Origin of the sequence: Streptomyces stoeckheimensis (assembly GCF_045822005.1) — a bacterium.
In the GTDB taxonomy this organism is placed as follows: Bacteria; Actinomycetota; Actinomycetes; order Streptomycetales; family Streptomycetaceae; genus Streptomyces; species Streptomyces stoeckheimensis.
The window spans coordinates 511,107-531,166 of sequence record NZ_CP169550.1 but is presented as its reverse complement, the minus strand read 5'-3'; the positions used below and the strand labels follow the sequence as shown (position 1 = coordinate 531,166).

At 71.5% G+C, this 20,060-nt stretch carries 13 protein-coding genes; 9 read left to right on the top strand and 4 right to left on the bottom strand.

Going from position 1 to position 20,060, the window contains the following annotated elements; translation table 11 throughout:
* Positions 1 to 56 precede the first annotated feature (56 nt).
* Entirely contained in the window at positions 57 to 1,619 is a 1,563-nt protein-coding gene (locus ACE1OC_RS02415; protein WP_407835559.1) for a S8 family peptidase, read from the bottom strand.
* A 214-nt stretch (positions 1,620 to 1,833) separates the two neighbouring features.
* On the opposite strand from ACE1OC_RS02415, the gene malX reads away from it, so the two are divergent.
* The 5 genes from malX (at position 1,834) to ACE1OC_RS02390 (ending at position 9,058) form a co-directional block, all read left to right on the top strand.
* Positions 1,834 to 3,447, top strand: coding sequence for a maltose/glucose-specific PTS transporter subunit IIBC (malX, locus tag ACE1OC_RS02410; protein ID WP_407835558.1), 1,614 nt, complete (start codon positions 1,834 to 1,836; stop codon positions 3,445 to 3,447).
* A 12-nt stretch (positions 3,448 to 3,459) separates the two neighbouring features.
* Positions 3,460 to 4,698 carry a MalY/PatB family protein gene (locus ACE1OC_RS02405; protein WP_407841464.1) on the top strand — a complete coding sequence of 413 codons (1,239 nt, stop codon included), beginning with the start codon at positions 3,460 to 3,462 and terminating at the stop codon, positions 4,696 to 4,698.
* Between the two features lie 380 nt (positions 4,699 to 5,078).
* Positions 5,079 to 5,996, top strand: a complete 918-nt coding sequence (locus ACE1OC_RS02400) for a SigB/SigF/SigG family RNA polymerase sigma factor (RefSeq protein ID WP_407835557.1) — start codon at positions 5,079 to 5,081, stop codon at positions 5,994 to 5,996.
* Positions 5,997 to 6,179: 183 nt separating this feature from the next.
* On the top strand, positions 6,180 to 7,253 hold the full coding sequence (locus tag ACE1OC_RS02395) for a quaternary amine ABC transporter ATP-binding protein (RefSeq protein WP_407835556.1): 1,074 nt from the start codon (positions 6,180 to 6,182) through the stop codon (positions 7,251 to 7,253).
* A complete protein-coding gene (locus ACE1OC_RS02390) occupies positions 7,253 to 9,058 on the top strand; it encodes an ABC transporter permease/substrate binding protein (protein ID WP_407835555.1) in 1,806 nt (601 codons plus the stop codon). Before ACE1OC_RS02395 ends, ACE1OC_RS02390 begins: the two co-directional genes overlap by 1 nt.
* A 111-nt stretch (positions 9,059 to 9,169) precedes the next feature.
* Here the strand turns inward: ACE1OC_RS02390 and ACE1OC_RS02385 are convergent, their stop codons facing one another.
* Positions 9,170 to 11,383, bottom strand: a complete 2,214-nt coding sequence (locus tag ACE1OC_RS02385; protein WP_407835554.1) for an MMPL family transporter — start codon at positions 11,381 to 11,383, stop codon at positions 9,170 to 9,172.
* Positions 11,384 to 11,594: 211 nt separating this feature from the next.
* Here ACE1OC_RS02385 and ACE1OC_RS02380 point away from each other — a divergent pair, with 211 nt between their 5' ends.
* The 3 genes from ACE1OC_RS02380 (at position 11,595) to ACE1OC_RS02370 (ending at position 14,005) form a co-directional block, all read left to right on the top strand.
* Entirely contained in the window at positions 11,595 to 12,884 is a 1,290-nt protein-coding gene (locus ACE1OC_RS02380; protein WP_407835553.1) for a sensor histidine kinase, read from the top strand.
* Complete coding sequence (locus ACE1OC_RS02375) at positions 12,881 to 13,549, top strand: response regulator (protein ID WP_407835552.1); 669 nt, start codon at positions 12,881 to 12,883, stop codon at positions 13,547 to 13,549. The genes ACE1OC_RS02380 and ACE1OC_RS02375 overlap by 4 nt, the downstream gene beginning before the upstream one ends.
* Before the next feature lie 153 nt (positions 13,550 to 13,702).
* Positions 13,703 to 14,005 (top strand): hypothetical protein, encoded by a 303-nt coding sequence (locus ACE1OC_RS02370; protein ID WP_407835551.1) that lies wholly within the window; start codon positions 13,703 to 13,705, stop codon positions 14,003 to 14,005.
* Here the strand turns inward: ACE1OC_RS02370 and ACE1OC_RS02365 are convergent.
* Complete coding sequence (locus ACE1OC_RS02365; protein ID WP_407835550.1) at positions 13,977 to 15,107, bottom strand: alpha/beta hydrolase; 1,131 nt, start codon at positions 15,105 to 15,107, stop codon at positions 13,977 to 13,979. The genes ACE1OC_RS02370 and ACE1OC_RS02365 overlap by 29 nt on opposite strands.
* A gap of 164 nt (positions 15,108 to 15,271) precedes the next feature.
* Positions 15,272 to 16,606, bottom strand: a complete 1,335-nt coding sequence (locus ACE1OC_RS02360; protein ID WP_407835549.1) for a chloride channel protein — start codon at positions 16,604 to 16,606, stop codon at positions 15,272 to 15,274.
* Between the two features lie 235 nt (positions 16,607 to 16,841).
* On the opposite strand from ACE1OC_RS02360, the gene ACE1OC_RS02355 reads away from it, so the two are divergent.
* A complete protein-coding gene (locus ACE1OC_RS02355) occupies positions 16,842 to 20,042 on the top strand; it encodes a TIM-barrel domain-containing protein (RefSeq protein ID WP_407835548.1) in 3,201 nt (1,066 codons plus the stop codon).
* Positions 20,043 to 20,060 lie beyond the last annotated feature (18 nt).

Sequence of the window (20,060 nt, the reverse complement as noted above, 5' to 3'; positions counted from 1 at the left end):
GTGCTCCGGGGCCCTCAGCCCCGGAGCACGCCGCCCGTTCGCAGCTCAAGCGCCGTTCAGAACCGCAGCGCCCACCCGTCCAGGTACCCGGTGTTCCCGGAGAAGGCGTCGAACACGCGCAGTTTCCACACCCCGTTGGCCGTCTCGGACGAGGCGTTCACCCCGTACAGGCCGGTGAGGTTGGTCTCGCCCCAGTCCGTGTACTCGTCCTTGATGGGGTACACCGACCCGTCGGGCGCGATCAGGTCGATCCGCAGGGTCCCGGAGTCCGGGTGCTTGACGTACACCTCCACGTCCAACTGGGCCGGAGCGGCGCCCGGTACCCCGCTGACCGTGATCGGGGCGTGGATGGTCTTGAGGTCCCCGACGTTGTAGTTCGTGCCGTTGGCGAAGCGCTTGCCGGGCACCTTGTTCGGCACGTTCCCCATGTAGAGGGAGAGCACCGGGGAGCCCTTGCCGGGCGAGAGCACGGCGCCCGTGGTGGCCTTGGCCTTCAGGTAGTACGCCACCTGGGCCGGGGTATAGGTCGGGTGGAGTGCCAGGTAGACCGCCGCCGCACCCGCCACGTGCGGGCTGGCCATCGAGGTGCCCGACATCACGGTGTCCCAGTCGTTGCTCCAGTAGGCCGCCGAGGTGATGGAGTCGCCCGGGGCGAAGATGTCCACCAGCGGACCGTAGTTGGAGTACGAGGAGCGCGCGTCGTGGATGCTCGTCGCCCCGACCGTCAGTGCCTGGGAGACCCGGGCCGGCGAGTGCGTGGAGGCGTCCTTGTTCTGGTTGCCGGCGGCCACCGCGTAGGTGATCCCGGAGGCGATGGAGCCGCGGACGGCCGCGTCCAGCACGGTGTCCGGGTCCCCGCCCAGGCTCATGTTCGCGACGGCCGGCTTCACGGCGTTGCGGGTGACCCAGTCGATCCCGGCGACCACCTGCTCCGTCGTGCCCTCGCCGTTCCAGTCGAGGACGCGGACGGCCACCACCTTCGCCTTCTTGGCCACGCCGAAGGTCTTGCCCGCGACCGTCCCGGCCACGTGCGTACCGTGCCCGTGCAGATCGTCGGCCACGAAGTCGTTGTCGATGGCGTCGTAGCCGTACCGGGCGCGCCCGCCGAAGTCCTGGTGGTTGATGTTGACCCCGGTGTCGATGACGTAGGCGGTCACGCCCAGGCCGGCCGAGGTCGCGTAGGTGAAGGAATCGTTCAGCGGCAGCCTGCGCTGGTCGATCCGGTCCAGGCCCCAGGACGGCGGAGCCGGCTGGGTGGAGTCCAGGCGCAGCTTCCGGTTCTGCGCCACCGTGGCCACGGCCGGATCGGCGGCGAGCCGCCGGGCCTGACCTTCCGTCATCTTGACGGAGAACCCGTTGACGGCCGAGTCGTACGTCCGGGCGACCGCGCCGCCGAACCGTTCGACCACCGCCCGGCCCTGCTCCGTACGGGATTGCGCGCGCGCCGGGTCCAGCAGGACGAGGTAGCTGTCGCCGACGGCTCCGGGCGCTCCTGCGTACAGGACCTCCCCCTCCGGTGGAGAGGCGGCCGAAGCGCCGGTGTCCACCCCGAGCGCGAGCGCCGAGGCGAGTGCGAACACGGCTCCGTACCGCCGCAGCAAATGCGATCGCATGATCATTAAATCGGACCCCCCTGAGTCGTCCGCTCAGAGTGCTGCGTTCACAAGCTCTGCACAAGAGGCCCGTACGGGCACCCGTACGAGCGCACGCACAAGGGCCCGCACGGGAGGCGTCGGGCCTTATGGATTGGGGCCCTTCTCCTCTTAGCGCCATCGGTTTACAGAACGGAATCTTTATGCGAGACCCCCGCCGATTCCGGACGAAAGATCGACCATGAAGAAGACGAAGGCAGCGCTCTGGGAATTCCTCCAGGGACTGGGCAAGACCTTCATGCTGCCCGTGGCGCTCCTGGCCTTCTGCGGCATCATGCTGGGCGTCGGCTCTTCGCTCTCCAGCCCGGCCGTCCTGCAGAACCTCTCCTTCCTGGACAACGAACCCCTCCAGCTGGCGTTCACCTGGATGTCCAACACAGGTCTGGTCGCCTTCAAGTTCCTTCCGGTCCTCTTCGCGATGGCGATTCCGCTCGGCCTCGCACGTGAGGACAAGGGCGTGGCCGCCTTCTCCGGATTCGTCGGTTTCGCGTCCATGAACCTCGCCGTCAACTTCTTCCTCACCACGCGCGGCGTGGACTTCGAGGACAAGGGAGAGATCGCGCACTACGGCATCGCCGACGTGCTCGGCGTGAAGTCCATCGACACCGGACTCCTCGGCGCGGTCGCCGTCGGTGTGATCGTGGCCCTGCTGCACAAGCGCTACCGCACCAAGCAGATGCCCGACGCGCTCGCCTTCTTCGGCGGTCTGCGCTTCGTGCCGATCGTCTCCGCCCTGGCCATGAGCATCGTCGGACTCTTCGTCCCGCTCGTCTGGCCCACCCTGGGAAGCTGGATCGCCTCCGTCGGCACCGGCATCGCGCACGCCGGAGTCTTCGGCCCCTTCTTCTTCGGCATGGGCGAGGTGCTGCTGCGCCCCATCGGACTGCACCACATCCTCGTCGCGCTGTTCCGCTTCACCGACGCCGGCGGCGCCGGGGTGGTCTGCGGGGAGAACGTCAGCGGCGCCCTGAACCTCTTCTACGCACAGCTCTCCTGCCCCACCCCCTCCGGCGCGGCGCACACCGCGACGCAGTTCCTGTCCCAGGGCAAGATGGCCGCGTACCTGGGCGGCCTGCCGGGCGCGGCGCTGGCCATGTACCACTGCGCCAAGCGCACCATGCGCCCGGAGATCAAGGCGCTGCTCGTCTCCGGCGTCGTCGCGTGCGTGGTCGGCGGGGTCACCGAGCCGCTCGAATTCCTCTTCCTCTTCATCGCCCCGTGGCTGTACCTGATCCACGCGGTCCTGGTCGGCCTCGGTTTCCTGGTCTCCGCCGTCCTCGGCGTGTACATCGGCAACACCGACGGCAACATCATCGACCTGCTGGTCTTCGGAGTCCTCCAGGGCACGACCACCAAGTGGTACCTGATCCCGGTGATCGCCGCGATCTGGTTCGCCGTGTACTACTTCCTCTTCCGCTGGGCGATCACCAGGTTCGACCTGAAGACCCCCGGGCGCGAGGACGAGCCCTCGGACTCCCCGGACTCCCCGGCCTCCGGGGCGGCGGACGTCGTCGTCGACGCGGACGCCCCGAAGGCCGAGCTGGTCGCGGGCAAGTACGACCCGGTGGCCATCCTCGAAGCCCTCGGCGGCCCGGCCAACATCCACGCCCTCGACAACTGCATCACCCGCCTGCGCATGACGGTCGGTGACGCCGCCCTGCTGGACGACGCCCGGCTGAAGAAGCTCGGAGCCATCGCCGTGGTCCGGCTCGACGAGCACAACGTGCAGGTCGTCATCGGTCCCCAGGTGCAGTCCGTGAAGGACGCCCTCGCCAAGCTCACCCCGGTCGGCTGACCCGTGGCCGACATCCACGCCCCCGCCGCGTACGACTTCGATGCGCCGGTCGACCGGCACGGCACCTGGTGCACCCAGTGGGATTACGTCGAGGACCGCTTCGGAGCCCCGGACCTGCTTCCCTTCACGATCTCCGACATGGACTTCGAGACCGCCCCCGAGGTGCTCGCCGCCCTGCGCGGCCGCCTGGAGCACGGGGTCCTCGGCTACTCCCGCTGGCGCCACGAGGACTTCCTCGAAGCCGTCCGGCACTGGTACGCCGCCCGCTACGACACCCCGATCGCCGCAGACCGCATCGCCTACGCCCCCGCCGTCCTCTACCAGCTCGGCCGGATCCTGGACCTCTGGTCCTCGCCCGGCGACGGGGTCGTCGTCCACACCCCGGCCTACGACGCCTTCCCGCGGCTGCTCGCGGCCCGGGACCGGGAGATGCGCGGAGTCCCGCTCCGCGACGAGGAGGCCCTGGAGCGGGAGTTGGCCCGCCCCGACACCACCGTCCTGCTGCTCTGCTCTCCGCACAACCCGACCGGCCACGTATGGAGCGCGGCCGAGCTGGAGCGGATGGCGGAGCTGTGCGAACGCCACGGGGTCGCGGTGATCAGTGACGAGATTCACTCCGACCTCGCGCACGCCCCCCACCGGCACCGCCCCTGGGCGCTGCACGGCCGCCCCGGCACCCGCTGGGCCATCGTCACCTCCGCCTCGAAGTCCTTCAACATCCCGGCACTGACAGGCAGTTACGGCATCTTCGGCGATACGGAGTCCTGTGAGCGCTACCTCACCCTCCTCAAGGACGCCGACGGACTGTCCTCCCCGGCCGTCCTCTCCGTGGCCGGACACATCGCCGCCTACCGCGAGGGCGGAGCGTGGCTCGACGCGCTCACCGCGTACGTCGCGCAGAACCTGGACATGGTGCGGGAGCGCCTCGTACGGGCCTTCCCCGCGCTCGACTGGCAGCCCCCGAAGGCCGGCTACCTCGCCTGGATCGACCTCCGGCCCCTCGCGGTTCCCGACGGCGTGCTCCAACGTGAGCTGATTCATACCGAGAAGGTGGCGATCATGCCGGGAACCGCCTACGGGCCCGAGGGCGCGGGCTTCGTACGCCTCAACGTGGGATGCCCGCGCTCCAAGGCGGAGGCGGGCGTCGGGGCCCTGATCCGGGCGCTCCGCACCACCTCGGGCGCCACGGCCCGAACCGCCCCCGGAGCCCCTTCCGGCGCGGCAAACGGGCCCGCCGTTGAAGGGAATTGACCGGACGGCCGAGAGGACTGCGGCCGGACGGCCGATGTGCGACCGGAACGGATCCCTGCCGCAAATGCGGCCGGGATCCGCCCGGTTGATCTAGGAAGGAGGGAACTGGGGAACGGATGCGGAACCGGCTAGGGTGAACGCCCATCAAGGTCATGCGCCGCAAGCCGACCAGCCCAAGGAGCGACCCCGTGCCGATACCCGCCCCGTTCTCCCATACCGCCGGCCCCCTTACAGGCGGCCCCCGTCCCGGCCCCCGCGCCGAGTCCGTGCCGGGCTCCCTTCCCGGTCCCCGGACCGGTCGCCGCCCAGGCCCCTGCGCAGGCCGGCTGGCCGGCCCCGTGCAGGGCCCCGGCGCCGGCAGACCCTCTGGCCCCGCCGCCGTGGAGCCGGCGCCCACCGTGCTGCCGCCCCGGATCGAGGAGCCCCGCGAGGTGGCCCCCGCGGACGCGCGCGAGCTGACGCGGCTCTTCTTCCGCCGGCTCCACGAACTCGACGAAGGCACCCCCGAGTACCGGTACGTCCGCGAGACCCTCATCGAGATGAACTGCTCGCTCGTCCGGTTCGCGATCCGGCCCTTCCGCGGCCGCGGCGACGGAGGCGACCTCGAAGACCTGTTCCAGGTCGGGACCATCGGCCTGATCAAGGCCATCGACCGGTTCGACCCGGCCCGCGAGATCGAGTTCGCCTCCCTCGCCATGCCGTACATCACCGGCGAGGTCAAACGGCACTTCCGCGACACCAGTTGGGCGGTCCGCGTACCGCGCCGGCTCCAGGAACTGCGGATCGACCTGGCCAAGGCCAAGGAAGAGCTGACCGCGCTCCTCGACCGGCCGCCGACGGTCGCGGACCTCGCCGCCCACCTCTCGCTCACCGACGAAGAGGTCATCGAGGGGCTCGTCGCCGCCAACGGCCACACCAGCGGCTCCCTCGACGCCCCGGGCTCCGAACGGATCGACGGCCGCACCGAGGGCCACAGCCTCGCCGAGACGATGGGGGCCGAGGAGCCGGCGCTGGAACGCGTCGAGGACATCCAGACCCTGGCGCCGCTGCTGGAACGCCTCAGCGACCGCGAGCGCCGCATGCTGTCGATGCGCTTCGGCGAGGAGCTCACCCAGGCCCAGATCGGCGCCGCCCTCGGCATCTCGCAGATGCAGGTCTCGCGCCTCCTGACCCGGGTGCTCGCCCATCTGCGGGCCTCGATGCTCGCCGACCCGGAACGGTCCGGAGCCGGGTCCCCGCAGCAAGCGGAATCCGGTTGCACGGGCGCAGCCGCTGATGTCGGTGGCGACGCAGCGTAAGTGACATGACTCACTTCACCGTTTGCAACGGTTAAGCAGGGGCAGTAGCGCTGTCTGGAGCGGACCCGTCCGCCGGCCGACAGCGGCCGGGGCGCGGGTGACGGGCGGATCCCGTCGCGCTCCACGGCCCGCCGGCCGCACGCACGCCGGTGGGCCGTCTCCGGTACGACCCTTGGGGTGTATGTGTCCACGCTCATAGCCGAGCACGTGTACAAGGTGTTCGGTAAGGGACCCGACAACGGCGCGGCCGTCGCGAAGGCGGTCCGCGCACTCGAAAGCGGCGAGACCGACCGCGACGAGCTGCGCGCCGAGGGAACGACGGCGGCGGTGATCGACGCCTCGTTCCGCGTCGAGCCCGGCCAGATCTTCGTCGTGATGGGTCTGTCGGGCTCGGGCAAGTCCACCTTGCTGCGCATGCTCAACGGCCTGCTGGAGCCCACCGCGGGCCGGATCCTCTTCGACGGGGAGGACCTCACCGCCCTCTCGCCGGCCGAGATGCGCCGCGTGCGCTCCACCAAGATCAGCATGGTCTTCCAGCACTTCGCCCTGTTCCCGCACCGCGACGTGCTGGAGAACGCCGGCTACGGCCTGGAGGTCCAGGGTGTCCCCCGGGCCGAGCGCGAACGGCGGGCCGCCGAAGCGCTGGCCCTCTGCGGGCTCGGCGGCTGGGAGAAGTCCTGGCCCGACGAGCTGTCCGGCGGCATGCAGCAGCGCGTCGGCCTCGCCCGCGCCCTGGCCACCGACGCCGACCTGCTGCTGATGGACGAGTCCTTCAGCGCGCTCGACCCGCTGATCCGCCGCGACATGCAGGACCAGCTGCTCGAACTCCAGAAGAGCCTGGGCAAGACCATCGTCTTCATCACCCACGACCTCAACGAGGCCATGCGGCTCGGCGACTCCATCGCCGTCATGCGCGACGGCCGCATCGTCCAGCAGGGCACGGCCGAGGACATCCTCACCCGCCCCGCCGACGACTACGTCGCCTCGTTCATCCAGGACGTGGACCGCTCGCGGGTGCTGACGGCCGACGCCGTCATGACGGGGGACCCCGGAGGCCGGCCGGACTGCGGCTGCCCCACGGTCTCCGCCGGCACCCCGCTCGCTGACGTGTGCGCCGTCAGCGCCCGCGTCCAGCACGACGTCGCCGTCACCGCCGAGGACGGCACCGTCGTCGGCTCCGTCCCGCAGGGCCGCCTCGTCGCCTTCATCGGCGACGAGCGACGCGCCGTGCTGGACTGCGCGGAGGTGGCTGCCTGATGCCCCGCCTGAACCTCGGATCCTGGGTCGACAGCGGTGTCGACTTCCTCCAGAGCCACCTGTCCTGGCTGTTCGACGCCATCGCCGCGCTCGTCACCGGGCTCTACGACGGCATCGAAGCCGTCCTGTCCGCGCCGAACCCCCTGCTGCTGGCCGGCGTCCTCGCCGTCGCCGCCTGGTGGCTGCGCGGTCTGCTCGCCGCCCTGCTGGCCTTCGCCGGCTTCGCCCTCGTCGACTCCGTCGCCCTGTGGCCCGAAGCCATGTCCACGCTCGCGCTGGTCCTGGTCGCCACCCTGGTCACGCTGGTCTTCGCGATCCCGATGGGCATCTGGGCCTCGCGCTCCGACAAGGTCAGCGCCACCCTGAAGCCCGTCCTGGACTTCATGCAGACCATGCCGGCCATGGTCTACCTCATCCCCGGCATCATCTTCTTCGGGGTCGGCGTGGTGCCCGGCATCATCGCCACCATCATCTTCTCGCTGGCACCCGGCGTCCGGATGACCGAGCTCGGCATCCGGCAGGTCGACGCCGAACTCGTCGAAGCCGCGGAGGCCTTCGGCACCACCCCGCGCAACACCCTCGTACGGGTCCAGCTCCCGCTGGCCCTGCCCACCATCATGGCGGGCATCAACCAGGTCATCATGCTGGGCCTGTCCATGGTGGTCATCGCCGGCATGGTCGGCGGCGGCGGCCTCGGCGGCGCCGTCTACCGGGCCATCGGCAGCGTGGACATCGGCCTCGGCTTCGAGGCCGGCATCTCCATCGTCATCCTCGCCATGTACCTGGACCGGATGACCGGGGCCCTGGGCCGCCAGGTCTCCCCGCTCGGCCGCCGCGCCCTCGCCAAGGCGCGCTCCGCCGCCACCGGCACCGCCAAGGTGTGGAGCCACCGCCCGCAGCCCGTCTTCGCCGTGGCCTCGGCCGTGGTGCTGGCCCTGGTCGCGGGCGGCCTCGGAGTCTTCGGCGACTCCGGGAAATCGCAGGTCAACGCCGTCGGCGGGGCCGGTGTCGAGAACATCGGCAAGGGCCGCAAGCTCAGCATCGGCTACATCCCGTGGGACGAGGGCATCGCCTCCACCTTCCTCTGGAAGGAGCTCCTGGAGCGCCGCGGGTACCAGGTCGAGGCCAAGCAGCTGGAACTCGGCGCGCTCTTCACCGGGCTCGCCGGGGGCCAGGTCGACTTCCAGACCGATGCCTGGCTGCCGACCACGCAGTCCGAGTACTGGAAGAAGTACGGCAACAAGCTCGACGACCTCGGCACCTGGTACGGGCCGACCTCGATCGAGCTGGCCGTCCCTTCCTACATGAAGGACGTCAAGACCCTCGCCGACCTGAAGGGCAAGGCGGGGGAGTTCAAGGGCCGGATCATCGGCATCGAGCCCAGCGCCGGCGCGATGGGCCTCCTCAAGGACAAGGTGCTGCCGCAGTACGGGCTCGACGGCGAGTACAAGGTCGTCGACGGATCGACCCCGGGCATGCTCGCCGAGCTCAAGCGGGCCTACGAGAAGAAGGAGCCCGTCGCGGTCGTCCTCTGGTCGCCGCACTGGGCGTACGCCTCCTACGAGCTGACGAAGCTCGAGGATCCCCAGGGCGCCTGGGGCAAGGGTGACGGCATCCACAACGTCGCCCGCAAGGGCTTCGCGGCCGACGAGCCGAAGGTCGCCCAGTGGCTGAGCTCCTTCAAGCTGACGGAGGCCCAGCTGACCGGCCTGGAGGCCAAGATCCAGGAATCCGGGAAGGGCAAGGAACAGCAGGCCGTCCGCGCCTGGCTGGCCGAGCACCCCGAGGTCGCCAAGCTCGCCTGAGCCTGAGCCTGAGCCTGAGCCTGAGCGCCGACGCGAGTGTGCGGGGGCCGGTGCGCGAAGCCCGTTCTACGGAGCTTCGCGCACCGGCCCCCGCACGGTTCGGCCGGCGGCTCAGCCGGTCATGATCCGCTCGGGCGCCCGGTGCCCGCCGCCGCCCGGCACCGAGGCCTCGGACGTCGGGCGCTGTCTGATCGGCCACCACAGGGACCAGCCCAGGAGCGAGGCCAGGGCCGGCACCAGCACGAGCGACAGCACGAACGCGGAGAGCAGGATCCCGAGCCCCGTGGCGAAGCCGATCTGCTGCGTCGCGGAGCCCTGACTCGCGGCCAGGCTCCCGAAGGACAACGCCAGCACCAGGCCCGCGGTCGCGATGGCGGGCGCCGTGTGGCGCACGGCCCGGGCCACGGCCGCACGGGCCGGACCGGGCCGGTCCATCTCCTCCTTGATCCGGTCGGTGATCAGGATGTTGTAGTCGGTGCCCAGCGCGACCACGAACAGGAACAGCACAAGCGGCAGCGAGAAGTCCACGCCCGGCCGGCCCGCCGCGTGCTGGAACACCAGCGTCGAGGCACCCAGCGTGGCCGCGAAGCCCAGACCCACGGAAAGCATCAGGACCACCGGAGCGAGCAGGCTGCGCAGCAGCAGGAACAGGATCAGCGCGATCAGGGCCGCGGCCACCGGGAAGACCACCTTCAGGTCCTTGTCCACGGCGGACGCGATGTCGGAGAAGATCGCCGCGGTACCGCCGACATGTGCCTCGGTACCCTTCGGCCGGTGGGCGGCCACCGCGTCCCGGACCGGGCCGGAGACCAGGTCGCGGGCCTCCTGTCCGTGCGGATCCGCGGTCGGGAACACGTCGATGCGGGCCGCCCGGCGGTCCTCGCTCAGCACCGTCGGCGCCACCTGGCCCACTCCGGCGACCGAAGCCAGCGCGCGGGAGAGACCGCCGAGGCGCTCGGCCGTCAGCGTGCCCCCGTCGGTGGCGGTCACGAACACGCCGGCCGGATCCGACACCCCTGCGGGGAGCGCGCGGGCGATCTCGGCCGCCGTCGCCGCCGAAGCCGTGTGCTCCCCGCCCGCACTGCTCTGCCCGTAGTCCATCCGCATCCCGATCATCCCCGCGGCCAGTGCCCCCAGCAGGGCCACCGAGGCCAGCACCAGGGTCAGCGGCCGCCGTGCCACCAGGCCGCCCATCCGGGCGGCCACGCCCTCGCGCGGCTCGCGCTTCAGCGCCCGTGAGGGCCAGAACATCCTGCGGCCGGTGACCGCGAGGATGGCCGGCATCAGGGTCAGGCTGCCGAGCAGCATCACCAGCACGGACACGGCGATGGCCGGGCCCAGCACCCGGAACTGGCCGAAGGTGGCCACCGCGAGCGTGGCGAACGCGGCGACGATGGTCAGTGCCGCACAGGTGATCGCCGTACCGACCCGGCCGGCGACCTCGGCCGCCGCGGCCCGGCCCGACTGCTCCGGGTGCTTGCGCAGGTGCTCGCGGAAGCGGAAGAGCAGGAAGAGGAAGTAGTCGATGCCGATGCCCACCAGCACCACGCTGATCAACTGGGGCGTGGACGCGTCGAGTTCGATCCCGGTCAGCAGCGCGGTGCCGACCACGACCCCGGCCGCCGCCCCGCCGATGATGCTGACGGCGATCAGCGGCAGCAACGCCGCCAGAACGCTGCGGAACACCAGCACGTGCAGCAGTACGATCACCGCGAGCATCGCGGCGCCCACGATCTTCGACCGGGTCTCCTCCGCGTCGGCGGTGTCCACGGTCTCCGCGAGCCCGGCGGTGAACCCGGTCCGCAGGTCCGCCTCCGCGAAGGCGGCCCGGGTGTGGTCCCGGAAGGCCCGGTACAGGTCCTGCATCCCGGGATCCATGGGATTGCCGGTCAGCTCGACCGACAGCAGCCGGAAGCTCCGGTCGGGCGCCGTCATCGCCGGGCTGATCCGGGGCGCCTGGGAACGGTCCTGCACCAGGAAGGGCGGGGTGTCCTCGGGCTTCGGCATGGCGATCCGCTGCCGGGTCAGCTTCGCGGCCTCGGAGTCGATCCGCCGCTCGTCGGCGGCGGTCAGCGGCGCACCGTCGGCGCGGGCCACCAGCACGGTCAGCGGGTTGGCATCGGGCTTGACCCCGAAGTGCTCCTCGGCGACCTTCAGCGCGGCCGCCGAATCGTAGGAGGCCGGAAGGAACTCGCCGGTGCTCGTCTGCGTGGCGCGGAACACCAGCGCCTGGCCGAGGATCGTCAGGGCGATGCCCAGCACCGCCCACAGGGCTATGACCTTCCATGGACTTCGGGTGGCGAAGGCGGTCAGGGCGCGGATCAAGGAGTCCTCCGTAACGGGGCGGCGGCCGGGGGTCCCCGGCCTGCTCACCAGCTCATCAGCGGGCGCACCCCGAAGCGTCAGGTCCCGGGAGGAGCTCGCACCCGGGAGCAGGGGCCGGTGCGGGCCCCCGACCAGGACTCCGGTCCTGGTCCGCACTCCTCCTCGGGGCCCGCAGTCCGGGGGCCGCCCGATGGGAAGATGGAATATGCCGATGATCAGAACGGACCTGAGTCCGAGGAGTCCGAGGAGTCCGAAGGATGCCCGGGCCCTGAACGGGGCCCGGATCCTGCACGGGGCCCGGGCCCTGAACGGTGCCTGGATCCCGAACCGGATCCAGGCCCTGAACTGGACCCGCAACGACGCGCTCGTGGCCATCGGAGCCGCCGTCGTGGACCTGACCGGCTTTGCGCTCGCCGCCGCCGAGGCCGGCCGGCCCCTCACCGTGACCGCCGTCGCCCTGGTGGTCCTGGCCGCACCCTGCCTGCTGGCCCGGCGGGTCAGGCCGGTGGCGGTACTCGGCGCCGTGCTCGCCCTCGGCGTGGCGCTGAACCTGATCACGGCACAGGGCCCGCACTTCTCCGCGGGAACCATCGTCGCGCTGTACTCCGTGGCCCGCGTGCGCGGCCCGGCGGTCACGGCGGCGGCCGCCCTGGCGGCCGTGCCGCTGACGGTGCTCGGCAGTAGCGGCTACGGGGGGATCAGCAGGTTCACGGGCCTGCTCGGCAACACGGTCGCCGTCCTCCTCGTCGTCGCCGCCGCGCAGCTGGTGCGCCGCTGGCAGCAGGAGACCGAGGCCAAGCGCACCCTGCTCGCCGAACGGGCCGTGGCCGAGGAGCGCCGCCGCATCGCCCGCGAACTCCACGACATCGTGGCCCACCACATCACCACCATGCAGCTGATGGCCGGCGGAGCGCGGGCCAACCTCGCGCGCGACCCGGAGGTGGCCCGCGAGGCCCTGGTCACCCTGGAGGGGTCCGGGCGGATGGCGCTGCGCGAGATGAGGCAGCTGCTCGACGTGCTGCGGGCGGGGGAGGAGCCGGAACACACCCCGCCGCCCCCGCAGCCCGGCACCGGCGACCTGGACCGGATCGTCGCCGAGGCCGGGCTCGGCGGCCTGGAGACCGGGTTCACCGTGGACGGGCCGGTCCGCCCGCTGCCGCCGGCCCTCGGCCTGACGGTGTTCCGCATCGTGCAGGAGTCGCTGACCAATACCCGCAAGCACGCCGGGCAGGGGGCCCGGGCGCACGTAGGGCTGACGTATCTCCCGGACGAGGTGACGGTGGAGGTCCGCGACGACGGCGCGGGGGACCGGCAGCCGCCTTCGCGGGCGGCATCGGGTTCCGGCTACGGTCTGATCGGAATGCGCGAACGGGTCGCCCTGCAGGGCGGCACCCTGGAGGCGGCCGCCCTGGACTGCGGTGGATTCCGGGTGGCGGCGCGCCTCCCGGCCCCACCCGGTCCGGACGCGCCCGGGGGAGAAGGAGAGGAAGAACGCGGATGATCCGTGTGCTCATTGCGGACGACCAGCCGCTCGTCCGGAGGGGCCTGGCCCTGATCCTGACCCCCGAGCCGGAGTTCGAGGTCGTCGGCGAGGCCGGGGACGGCGCCGAGGCGGTCGCCCTCGCGGAGCGGCTGCGGCCCGACGTGGTCGTCATGGACATCCGGATGCCGGTCCTGGACGGGGTCGGAGCCACCGGGGAACTGGCCCGGCTGCTGCCGGAGTGCCGGGTCCTGGCGCTGAGCACCTTCGACATGGACGAGTACGTGGTCGCCGCCCTGCGGGCCGGAGCCTACGGGTTCCTGCCCAAGGACGTCTCCCCGGAGGAGCTGACCGCCGCGATCCGCACCGTCCACACCGGCGAGGCGGCGGTGGCGCCGCGCCTGCTGACCCGGCTGATCTCCACGTACGTACGGGTCCCCGCGCGGCCCGCCACGCGGACGGCCGAGGTCCCGGCCGAACTCACCCCCCGGGAGCGGGAGATCTGGCAGCTGCTCGCCACCGGACTCGACAACGCGGAGATCGCCGCAGACCTGGACATCAGCGTCTCCACGGTCAAGAACCACATCACCGGCATCTTCGGCAAGCTGGGCGTCCGCGACCGGGCCCAGGCGGTCATCGCCGCGTACGAATCGGGTGTGGTGGAGGTGGCCGGCGGGCCGCGCTGAGCGCCAAGTCCCGGGGGAGCGACGGGAGGAGCCCGGGGCGCACACGCCTGACCTGCCGGAACATCGCCGGAACACTGGAGGATTCACCCGTGCGCCAGGGGGCACGTCCATGGCACAGTGCGAGCAGTCCAGCCGCACGACCAGGGAGTCTCCATGAGCGATCCGCACTCCACGCAGCTCGCGGCCGCCCCCGAGTACCGGGCGGAGCCTAAGCGGCCCGGCCCGTCGAGCCCGATCGGCTCGACGGGCCCGACGGGCCGGTCGGATCAGCCGGGTCCGCTGCCGTGCTGCCCGGTGTGCGAGGACGCCCCGGAACGCATCTCCTGGCGACAGCGTCCGGGGCAGCCGGTGGTTCTGGTCTTCGAGCCCTGCGGGCACCGGTACGGCTCACCGGCGGCGCCTGTCCTGGCCGTGAGCCCGCCGCCCGTCACGGGCTGGGGACGGGCCCTCGCATGAGCTTGCTGATCCACTGGATGAGCCCGCCGTCGTACATGCCGGGAGCGTAGGTGTAGGCGTCGTGGCCGCCGCCCTCGTCGACGTGGAACATCGTCTTCACGGGCCCCTTGCCGTAGTCCTTGATGAACTTCTCGATGGGGGGCCGGTTCTGGACGTCGCTGCCCTTGGTGCCGACCTGGAAGGCGAGGTCCACCTCGGGTCCGCCCCGGTCGATCAGCTTCTGTGCGAGCTCGGGCGGGCTGTTCTCCGCCTTCTCCTCGGGGTGGCCGTTCCACAGCCGGGAGTCGGGCACGATGTCGGGCCCGCCGGCGATCACGGCGCGGAACCGGTCGGGATCCTTCAGCACCGCCTTGAGCCCGGCGAACCCGCCGGAGGAGCTGCCCATGAAGGCCCAGCCGTCGCGGGACTTGATCGTACGGAACGTCGCGCGGACCAGGTCGGGGACGTCCTCGGTGAGCCAGGTGCCCATCTTCGGCTGGCCGGGGATGTCGCTGCCGTCCCAGTACAGCCCGTCCTTGTCGGAGGCCGGGTTCAGCACCGGCATCGCGAGGATGAAGGGGAGGCTGGCGCCCTCCTTGGACCACTTGGAGATGTCGGCCTCCAGCTTGAGGTTGCTCCCGCTCCAGTAGTTCTCGTTGAAGCCGGGCCCGCCGGGCAGCGCGATCATCACGGGGAAGCCGCTGTGCGCGTACTTCGGGTCGTGGTACTGCGGCGGCACCCAGAGCCAGACCTTGCCGGTGAAGTGCGACTTCTTCCCGGCGAGGGTGGTCACCATCACCTTGCTGCCGTCCTCCGGGATGGTGCCGGACACCTTCAGCTCGGGCGCCGGCCCGGTGGGCATCAGGGTCAGCGGGTCGCTCGATGCCTCACCGGCGTTCCCTTGGGCCGTGGTGCGGGGCTCGTCGAGGTGCACGGTGTCGCCGACGTCGCCGCTGTCGTCGGACCGGTAGAGGTGGGTCACGAACCCGATGGTCATCCCGACCACGACTGTCAGCGGGACGGCCACTCCGACCCATCGCCGCCACCGAGGAGGCCGGTCGGGGGCGTGCCCCTGGACCCGGGCGTGTCCGTGCTGCGCCTCCCGGCGTTTGCCGTGCTTCATCGTGCGTGACTCCTGAGCCCTGTTACGGAGGCCGCCGGTATGGCTGCCGGGGAGTGAGAGCGATCGACGAAAGGAACGGTTCGCCACCAAAGGTTATGAAAAGGGCAAAGGGTCGGTCATCCATGCCAGAGGCCGCGGGCCCGGCAAGATCCGAAAGAGACGGCCTAGGCGTCGGCGGGGGCGGGCTGGAGGTGGGCCGGGTCGGCGGGGCGCTGGCGGTCGATCAGGGTCGAGGCCAGGAGGGCCGTCACGGCGGAGATCACCAGCAGGGGCATCAGGGTGGACGCCTCCTTGCCCAGCAGGGCGGCGGCCAGGACCACGCCGGTCACCGGGAGCCGGGTGCCGGCCACCCCGGCCGCACAGATGCCGGCCGCCAGGGCGGGGGCCATGCCGAAGCCGGGAAGACTGCCGAAGGCGATGCCGATCGACGCCCCGATCATGATCGACGGGAAGATGGGGCCACCGCGGAGGCTGCCCAGGGCGATGCTCCAGCCGATCAGTTTGAAGACGGAGAGGGCCACCAGCGCGCCCACCGCCCAGGAGGAGGGGTCGGCGGCCAGCTGGCCGACGGTGTTCTGGCCGGACAGGGCCACTTCCTCGGGGGAGCGTCCGGTGATCAGTGCGTAGCCGGTGACGCAGACGCCGACGGCCACCGCGCACAGGACGATCCGCTGCGCGGAGGTGCCCGTCCAGGCGTGGACGCGCAGGCCCGCGGACTTGCCCAGGGCGATGAGGACGCCGATCAGGGCGGCCATGGGGATGCCCCACAGGAAGTCGCCCGCGTCGGGCAGGCCGGCGGCGGGTTCCTTGGGGAGGGTGAGCGCGCCGATGCCGAGGCCGGTCCAGTGCCCGAAGCCGGTGAAGACCAGGGCTCCGACCCCGCTCGAGACCAGGGCGGGCAGGATCAGGACGAACAGCCGGGCGCCCCCGGCGACGAGGGCGGCTCCCTCCAGGATCATCACGACCGGGATCAGCGGGCTGCCGAAGATCGTGCTGATGGCGGCGGTGGATCCGGCCATGCCGAGCACGGTGGCCAGCTCGGGCTGGGCGGTGCGCTTGGCGGCGCGGAGGGTGAGCAGGGCGAGGCCGCTGCCCATCGCCATCAGGGGTGCCTCGGGTCCGAGCATCACGCCGAGGGGCAGGCAGGCCAGCGCGGCCAGGATCACGCTCGGCGTCTCGCGGGGCATGGTCGCCGGGCCGCCGAAGCCGTGGGCGGGGACGTGTCCGCCGCCGCCGGCCATCCGCGTGATGATCGGCGCGGCCAGCAGTCCGGCGAGGGCGAGCGTGGGCAGGCCCCACCACCACGGGGCGCGGTCGTAGCCGAGCAGGTCGGGTGCGGTGTGCCACACCCAGTGCTGGAGCTCGTGTTCCAGGCTGACGAAGCCGAAGGCGAACAGGGAGACGGGGATGCCGACGAGTGCCGAGAGCGCGAGCAGTCTCAGGGTCGCGGGTGCGAGGAGGAGCTGACGGAGCGGTGCGGGCTGTTGAGCCTGTTCCATGGGTGCCGGGCCCTCCAGAAAAGTGCGCAGTTCGCTCCAGGGTCGGGGCGGGAGGCGGTGCGCGCAGGGCGGGTGGGCCATACGAGTGAGGGAGCGACATCCCTCTATGTGCTCAAAGATGCTCGTTGACCAGCCATTCCAATCATCTTCCTTCAAATAGGGCCTCCGGACCGCTATGTTGCCCGGTGCATGCCAAAAGGTGTGTCCGCAGCCGGACCGCACGAGGAGCCGCCCCATGAGACTCATCCGCATCCGCAGAAGCCCACGGCGGCGGCGCGCCCCGGCGGCCGCACTGCTCGCCGCGGCCCTCGCCGTGACCGGTCTGGCCTCCGCCGGCCCCCTCTCCTCCGCGGCTTCGGCGGCCGCCTCGGCGCCCGCCCCCGCCACGGCCGGCAACGCCACCGGCCTCACCCAGTCCGGGAACACCTTCACGATCGCAACCGCCGGTGGGGCCAAGGTCCGGGTGGTCGTCGCCCGCGCCGACATCTTCCGGCTCTGGCTCTCCCCCGACGGCGCCTTCACCAACGACCCGGCCGGCACCGATCTCGCCCCCACCACCGACTTCGGCCCCGTGAGCGCCGCCTGGACCGACGCGGGCACGTACTACAAGATCACCACCGGTTCCCTCACCATCCGGGTCAACAAGACCCCGCTCCAGTTCTCCGTCTACCGGGCCGACAACTCCACCCTCGTCTGGCAGGAGACGCAGCCCACCTCCTGGACCAGCAGCCAGACCACCCAGTACCTCGCGCGCGGAACGGACGAGCAGTTCTACGGAACGGGCCTGCGCCTGGGCGAATGGGCACTGCGCGGCAAGACCGTCCCGATCGCGGTCGACAACAAGTGGCGCGAGAACAACAACGCCAGCCCCGCGCCCTTCTACGTGTCCACCAACAACTACGGCGTGATGCGCAACACCTGGGCCCCGGGCTCGTACGGTTTCAACGCGCCCACCACCCTCACCCACGACGAGAAGCGCTTCGACGCCTGGTACTTCACCGGCGACTCCCTCAAGACCGTCCTGGACGCCTACACCGACGTCAGTGGAAAGCCCTTCATGGCTCCGGCGTGGGGCTTCGAACTCGGCAACGCCGACTGCTTCAACGCCTCCAACCCGGCCTACCAGGGCGACCACGACCGGCTCCGTCACCAGACCACCCCGGACGTCGTCGGCTACGCCACCGACGCCCGCGCCGCGGACATGCCCTCGGGCTGGTTCCTGCCCAACGACGGCTACGGCTGCGGCTACACCGCGCCCCTGAAGTCCACGGTCGACGCGCTGAAGGCCAAGGGCTTCCAGACCGGACTGTGGACCTCGACGGGCCTCGGCAACATCAACGACGAGGTGGGGGTCGCCGGTTCGCGGGGCGTGAAGACCGACGTCGCCTGGATCGGCGGCGGTTACAAGTCGGCGTTCTCCGGCGTGCAGCAGGCCGTCGACGGCATCGAGAAGAACTCCGACGCCCGCCGGTACGTCTGGACCGTCGACGGCTGGGCCGGCACCCAGCGCAACGCCGTCGTCTGGACCGGTGACACCAACGGCACCTGGGACGACATGCGCTGGCACGTCCCCGCCATCACCGGCGCCGGCCTCTCCGGTTTCAACTACGCCACCGGCGACGTGGACGGGATCTTCGCCGGCAGCCCCAAGACGTACGCCCGCGACCTCCAGTGGAAGGCCTTCACCCCGGCCTTCATGACCATGTCCGGCTGGGGCGCGACCGGCCCGTCCGCCGGCTACCAGGACAAGCAGCCCTGGCGGTTCGCGGAGCCCTACCTCTCGATCAACCGCAAGTACCTCCAGCTGAAGATGCGGCTGATGCCGTACCTGTACACGATGAGCCGGACCGCGCACGAGACCGGCGTCCCGAGCACCCGCGCGATGGTCCTGGAGTACCCCGAGGACCCGGTGGCGCGCGGGAACCTGACCAGCGGCCAGTTCATGGCCGGAGACTCCTTCCTCGTCGCGCCCGTCGTCTCCGACACCTCCGTACGCGACGGCATCTACCTCCCGGCCGGCACGTGGACGGACTACTGGACGGGCAAGACCTACGCCGGACCGGGCTGGCTCAACGGCTACCAGGCCCCGCTCGACACCCTGCCCCTGTTCGTCAAGGGCGGCGCCATCGTCCCGATGTGGCCGCAGATGAACTACACGGGGGAGAAGCCCGTCTCCACCCTCACCTACGACATCCACCCGCGCGGCAACACGTCCTTCAGCCTGTACGAGGACGACGGGATCACCCGCGCCCACCAGACGGGAGCCTTCGCCCGCCAGCAGGTCGACGTCACCGCCCCCGTCTCGGGCTCCGGCACGGTCACCGTGTCCGTCGCCGCCCCGAGCGGCAGCTACACCGGCAAACCGGCCTCGCGCGGCTACGAGTTCAGCCTCCACGTGGCCACCGCCCCCACCGCGCTCACCGTGGACGGCGCCGCCCTCACCCGGCTGACCAGCAAGGCCGCCTACGACGCGGCGGCGACGGGCTGGTTCTTCGACGCCGCCGACCGCGGCGGAATCCTGTGGACCAAGACGGGCGCGAAGTCGGCCGCCTTCAGCGTCTCGGCCACCGGCACCTCCGTCCCGGCTGCCGACCCCATCCCGGTCACCTCCAGCCCCGTCCCCCAGGCCGCCTGGACCCTGGTCTCCGCCGACAGCCAGGAGACCGCGAGCGAGAACGGCGCCGCCCGCAACGCCTTCGACGGGAACACCGGGACCATCTGGCACACCGCCTGGTCCGGCGGCACCCCCGCCCCGCTCCCGCACGAGATCCAGATCGACCTCGGCGCCCGCTACACGGCCGACGGCCTCGGCTACCTGCCCCGCCAGGACGGCGGGGTCAACGGCCGGATCGGCGGCTACGAGGTCTACGTCTCGGACACCACCACCGACTGGGGATCACCGGTGGCCACCGGCACCTTCGCCGACACGGCGGCCCTCAAGTCGGTCCCCCTGTCCGCGAAGGCGGGCCGCTACCTCCGGCTGAAGGCACTGACCGAGGCGGGCGGCCGGGGCCCCTGGACCAGCGCGGCCGAGATCACCCTCACCGGCCGCCCGACCCCGCTGCCCGCGGCCGCCACCCTGGTCAACGGGGCCTCGTCCAGTTGCCTGGACCTCCCGGGCAGCGCCACCACCCCCGGCACCCAGCCCACCCTCTACAGCTGCCACGGCGGCCCCAACCAGCGCTGGACCCTGCAGGGCGACGGCCGGCTGACCGGCCTCGGCGGAGTCTGCCTGGACGCCGCCACCGCCACCGCCGTTGCGATCCAGACCTGCAACGGCAGCTCCGGCCAGACCTGGCAGACCGGCCCGGACGGCAGCCTGCGCAACTCCGGCCAATGCCTGACCCCGGCCGGCTCCGCCACGGCCAACGGCACCCGGCTCACCCGGGTCGCGTGCGCCACGACCGCGGCCCAGCGCTGGACGTTCACACCCTGACCCGGAGACCCGCGGGGT

Excerpts from the sequence above, each read along its gene's own strand:
- ACE1OC_RS02415 (WP_407835559.1), bottom strand. The coding sequence starts at position 1,619 with ATGATCATGCGATCGCATTTGCTGCGGCGGTACGGAGCCGTGTTCGCA.
- malX (WP_407835558.1), top strand. The coding sequence starts at position 1,834 with ATGAAGAAGACGAAGGCAGCGCTCTGGGAATTCCTCCAGGGACTGGGC.
- ACE1OC_RS02390 (WP_407835555.1), top strand. The coding sequence starts at position 7,253 with ATGCCCCGCCTGAACCTCGGATCCTGGGTCGACAGCGGTGTCGACTTC.
- ACE1OC_RS02380 (WP_407835553.1), top strand. The coding sequence starts at position 11,595 with ATGATCAGAACGGACCTGAGTCCGAGGAGTCCGAGGAGTCCGAAGGAT.
- ACE1OC_RS02375 (WP_407835552.1), top strand. The coding sequence starts at position 12,881 with ATGATCCGTGTGCTCATTGCGGACGACCAGCCGCTCGTCCGGAGGGGC.
- ACE1OC_RS02370 (WP_407835551.1), top strand. The coding sequence starts at position 13,703 with ATGAGCGATCCGCACTCCACGCAGCTCGCGGCCGCCCCCGAGTACCGG.
- ACE1OC_RS02365 (WP_407835550.1), bottom strand. The coding sequence starts at position 15,107 with ATGAAGCACGGCAAACGCCGGGAGGCGCAGCACGGACACGCCCGGGTC.
- ACE1OC_RS02360 (WP_407835549.1), bottom strand. The coding sequence starts at position 16,606 with ATGGAACAGGCTCAACAGCCCGCACCGCTCCGTCAGCTCCTCCTCGCA.
- ACE1OC_RS02355 (WP_407835548.1), top strand. The coding sequence starts at position 16,842 with ATGAGACTCATCCGCATCCGCAGAAGCCCACGGCGGCGGCGCGCCCCG.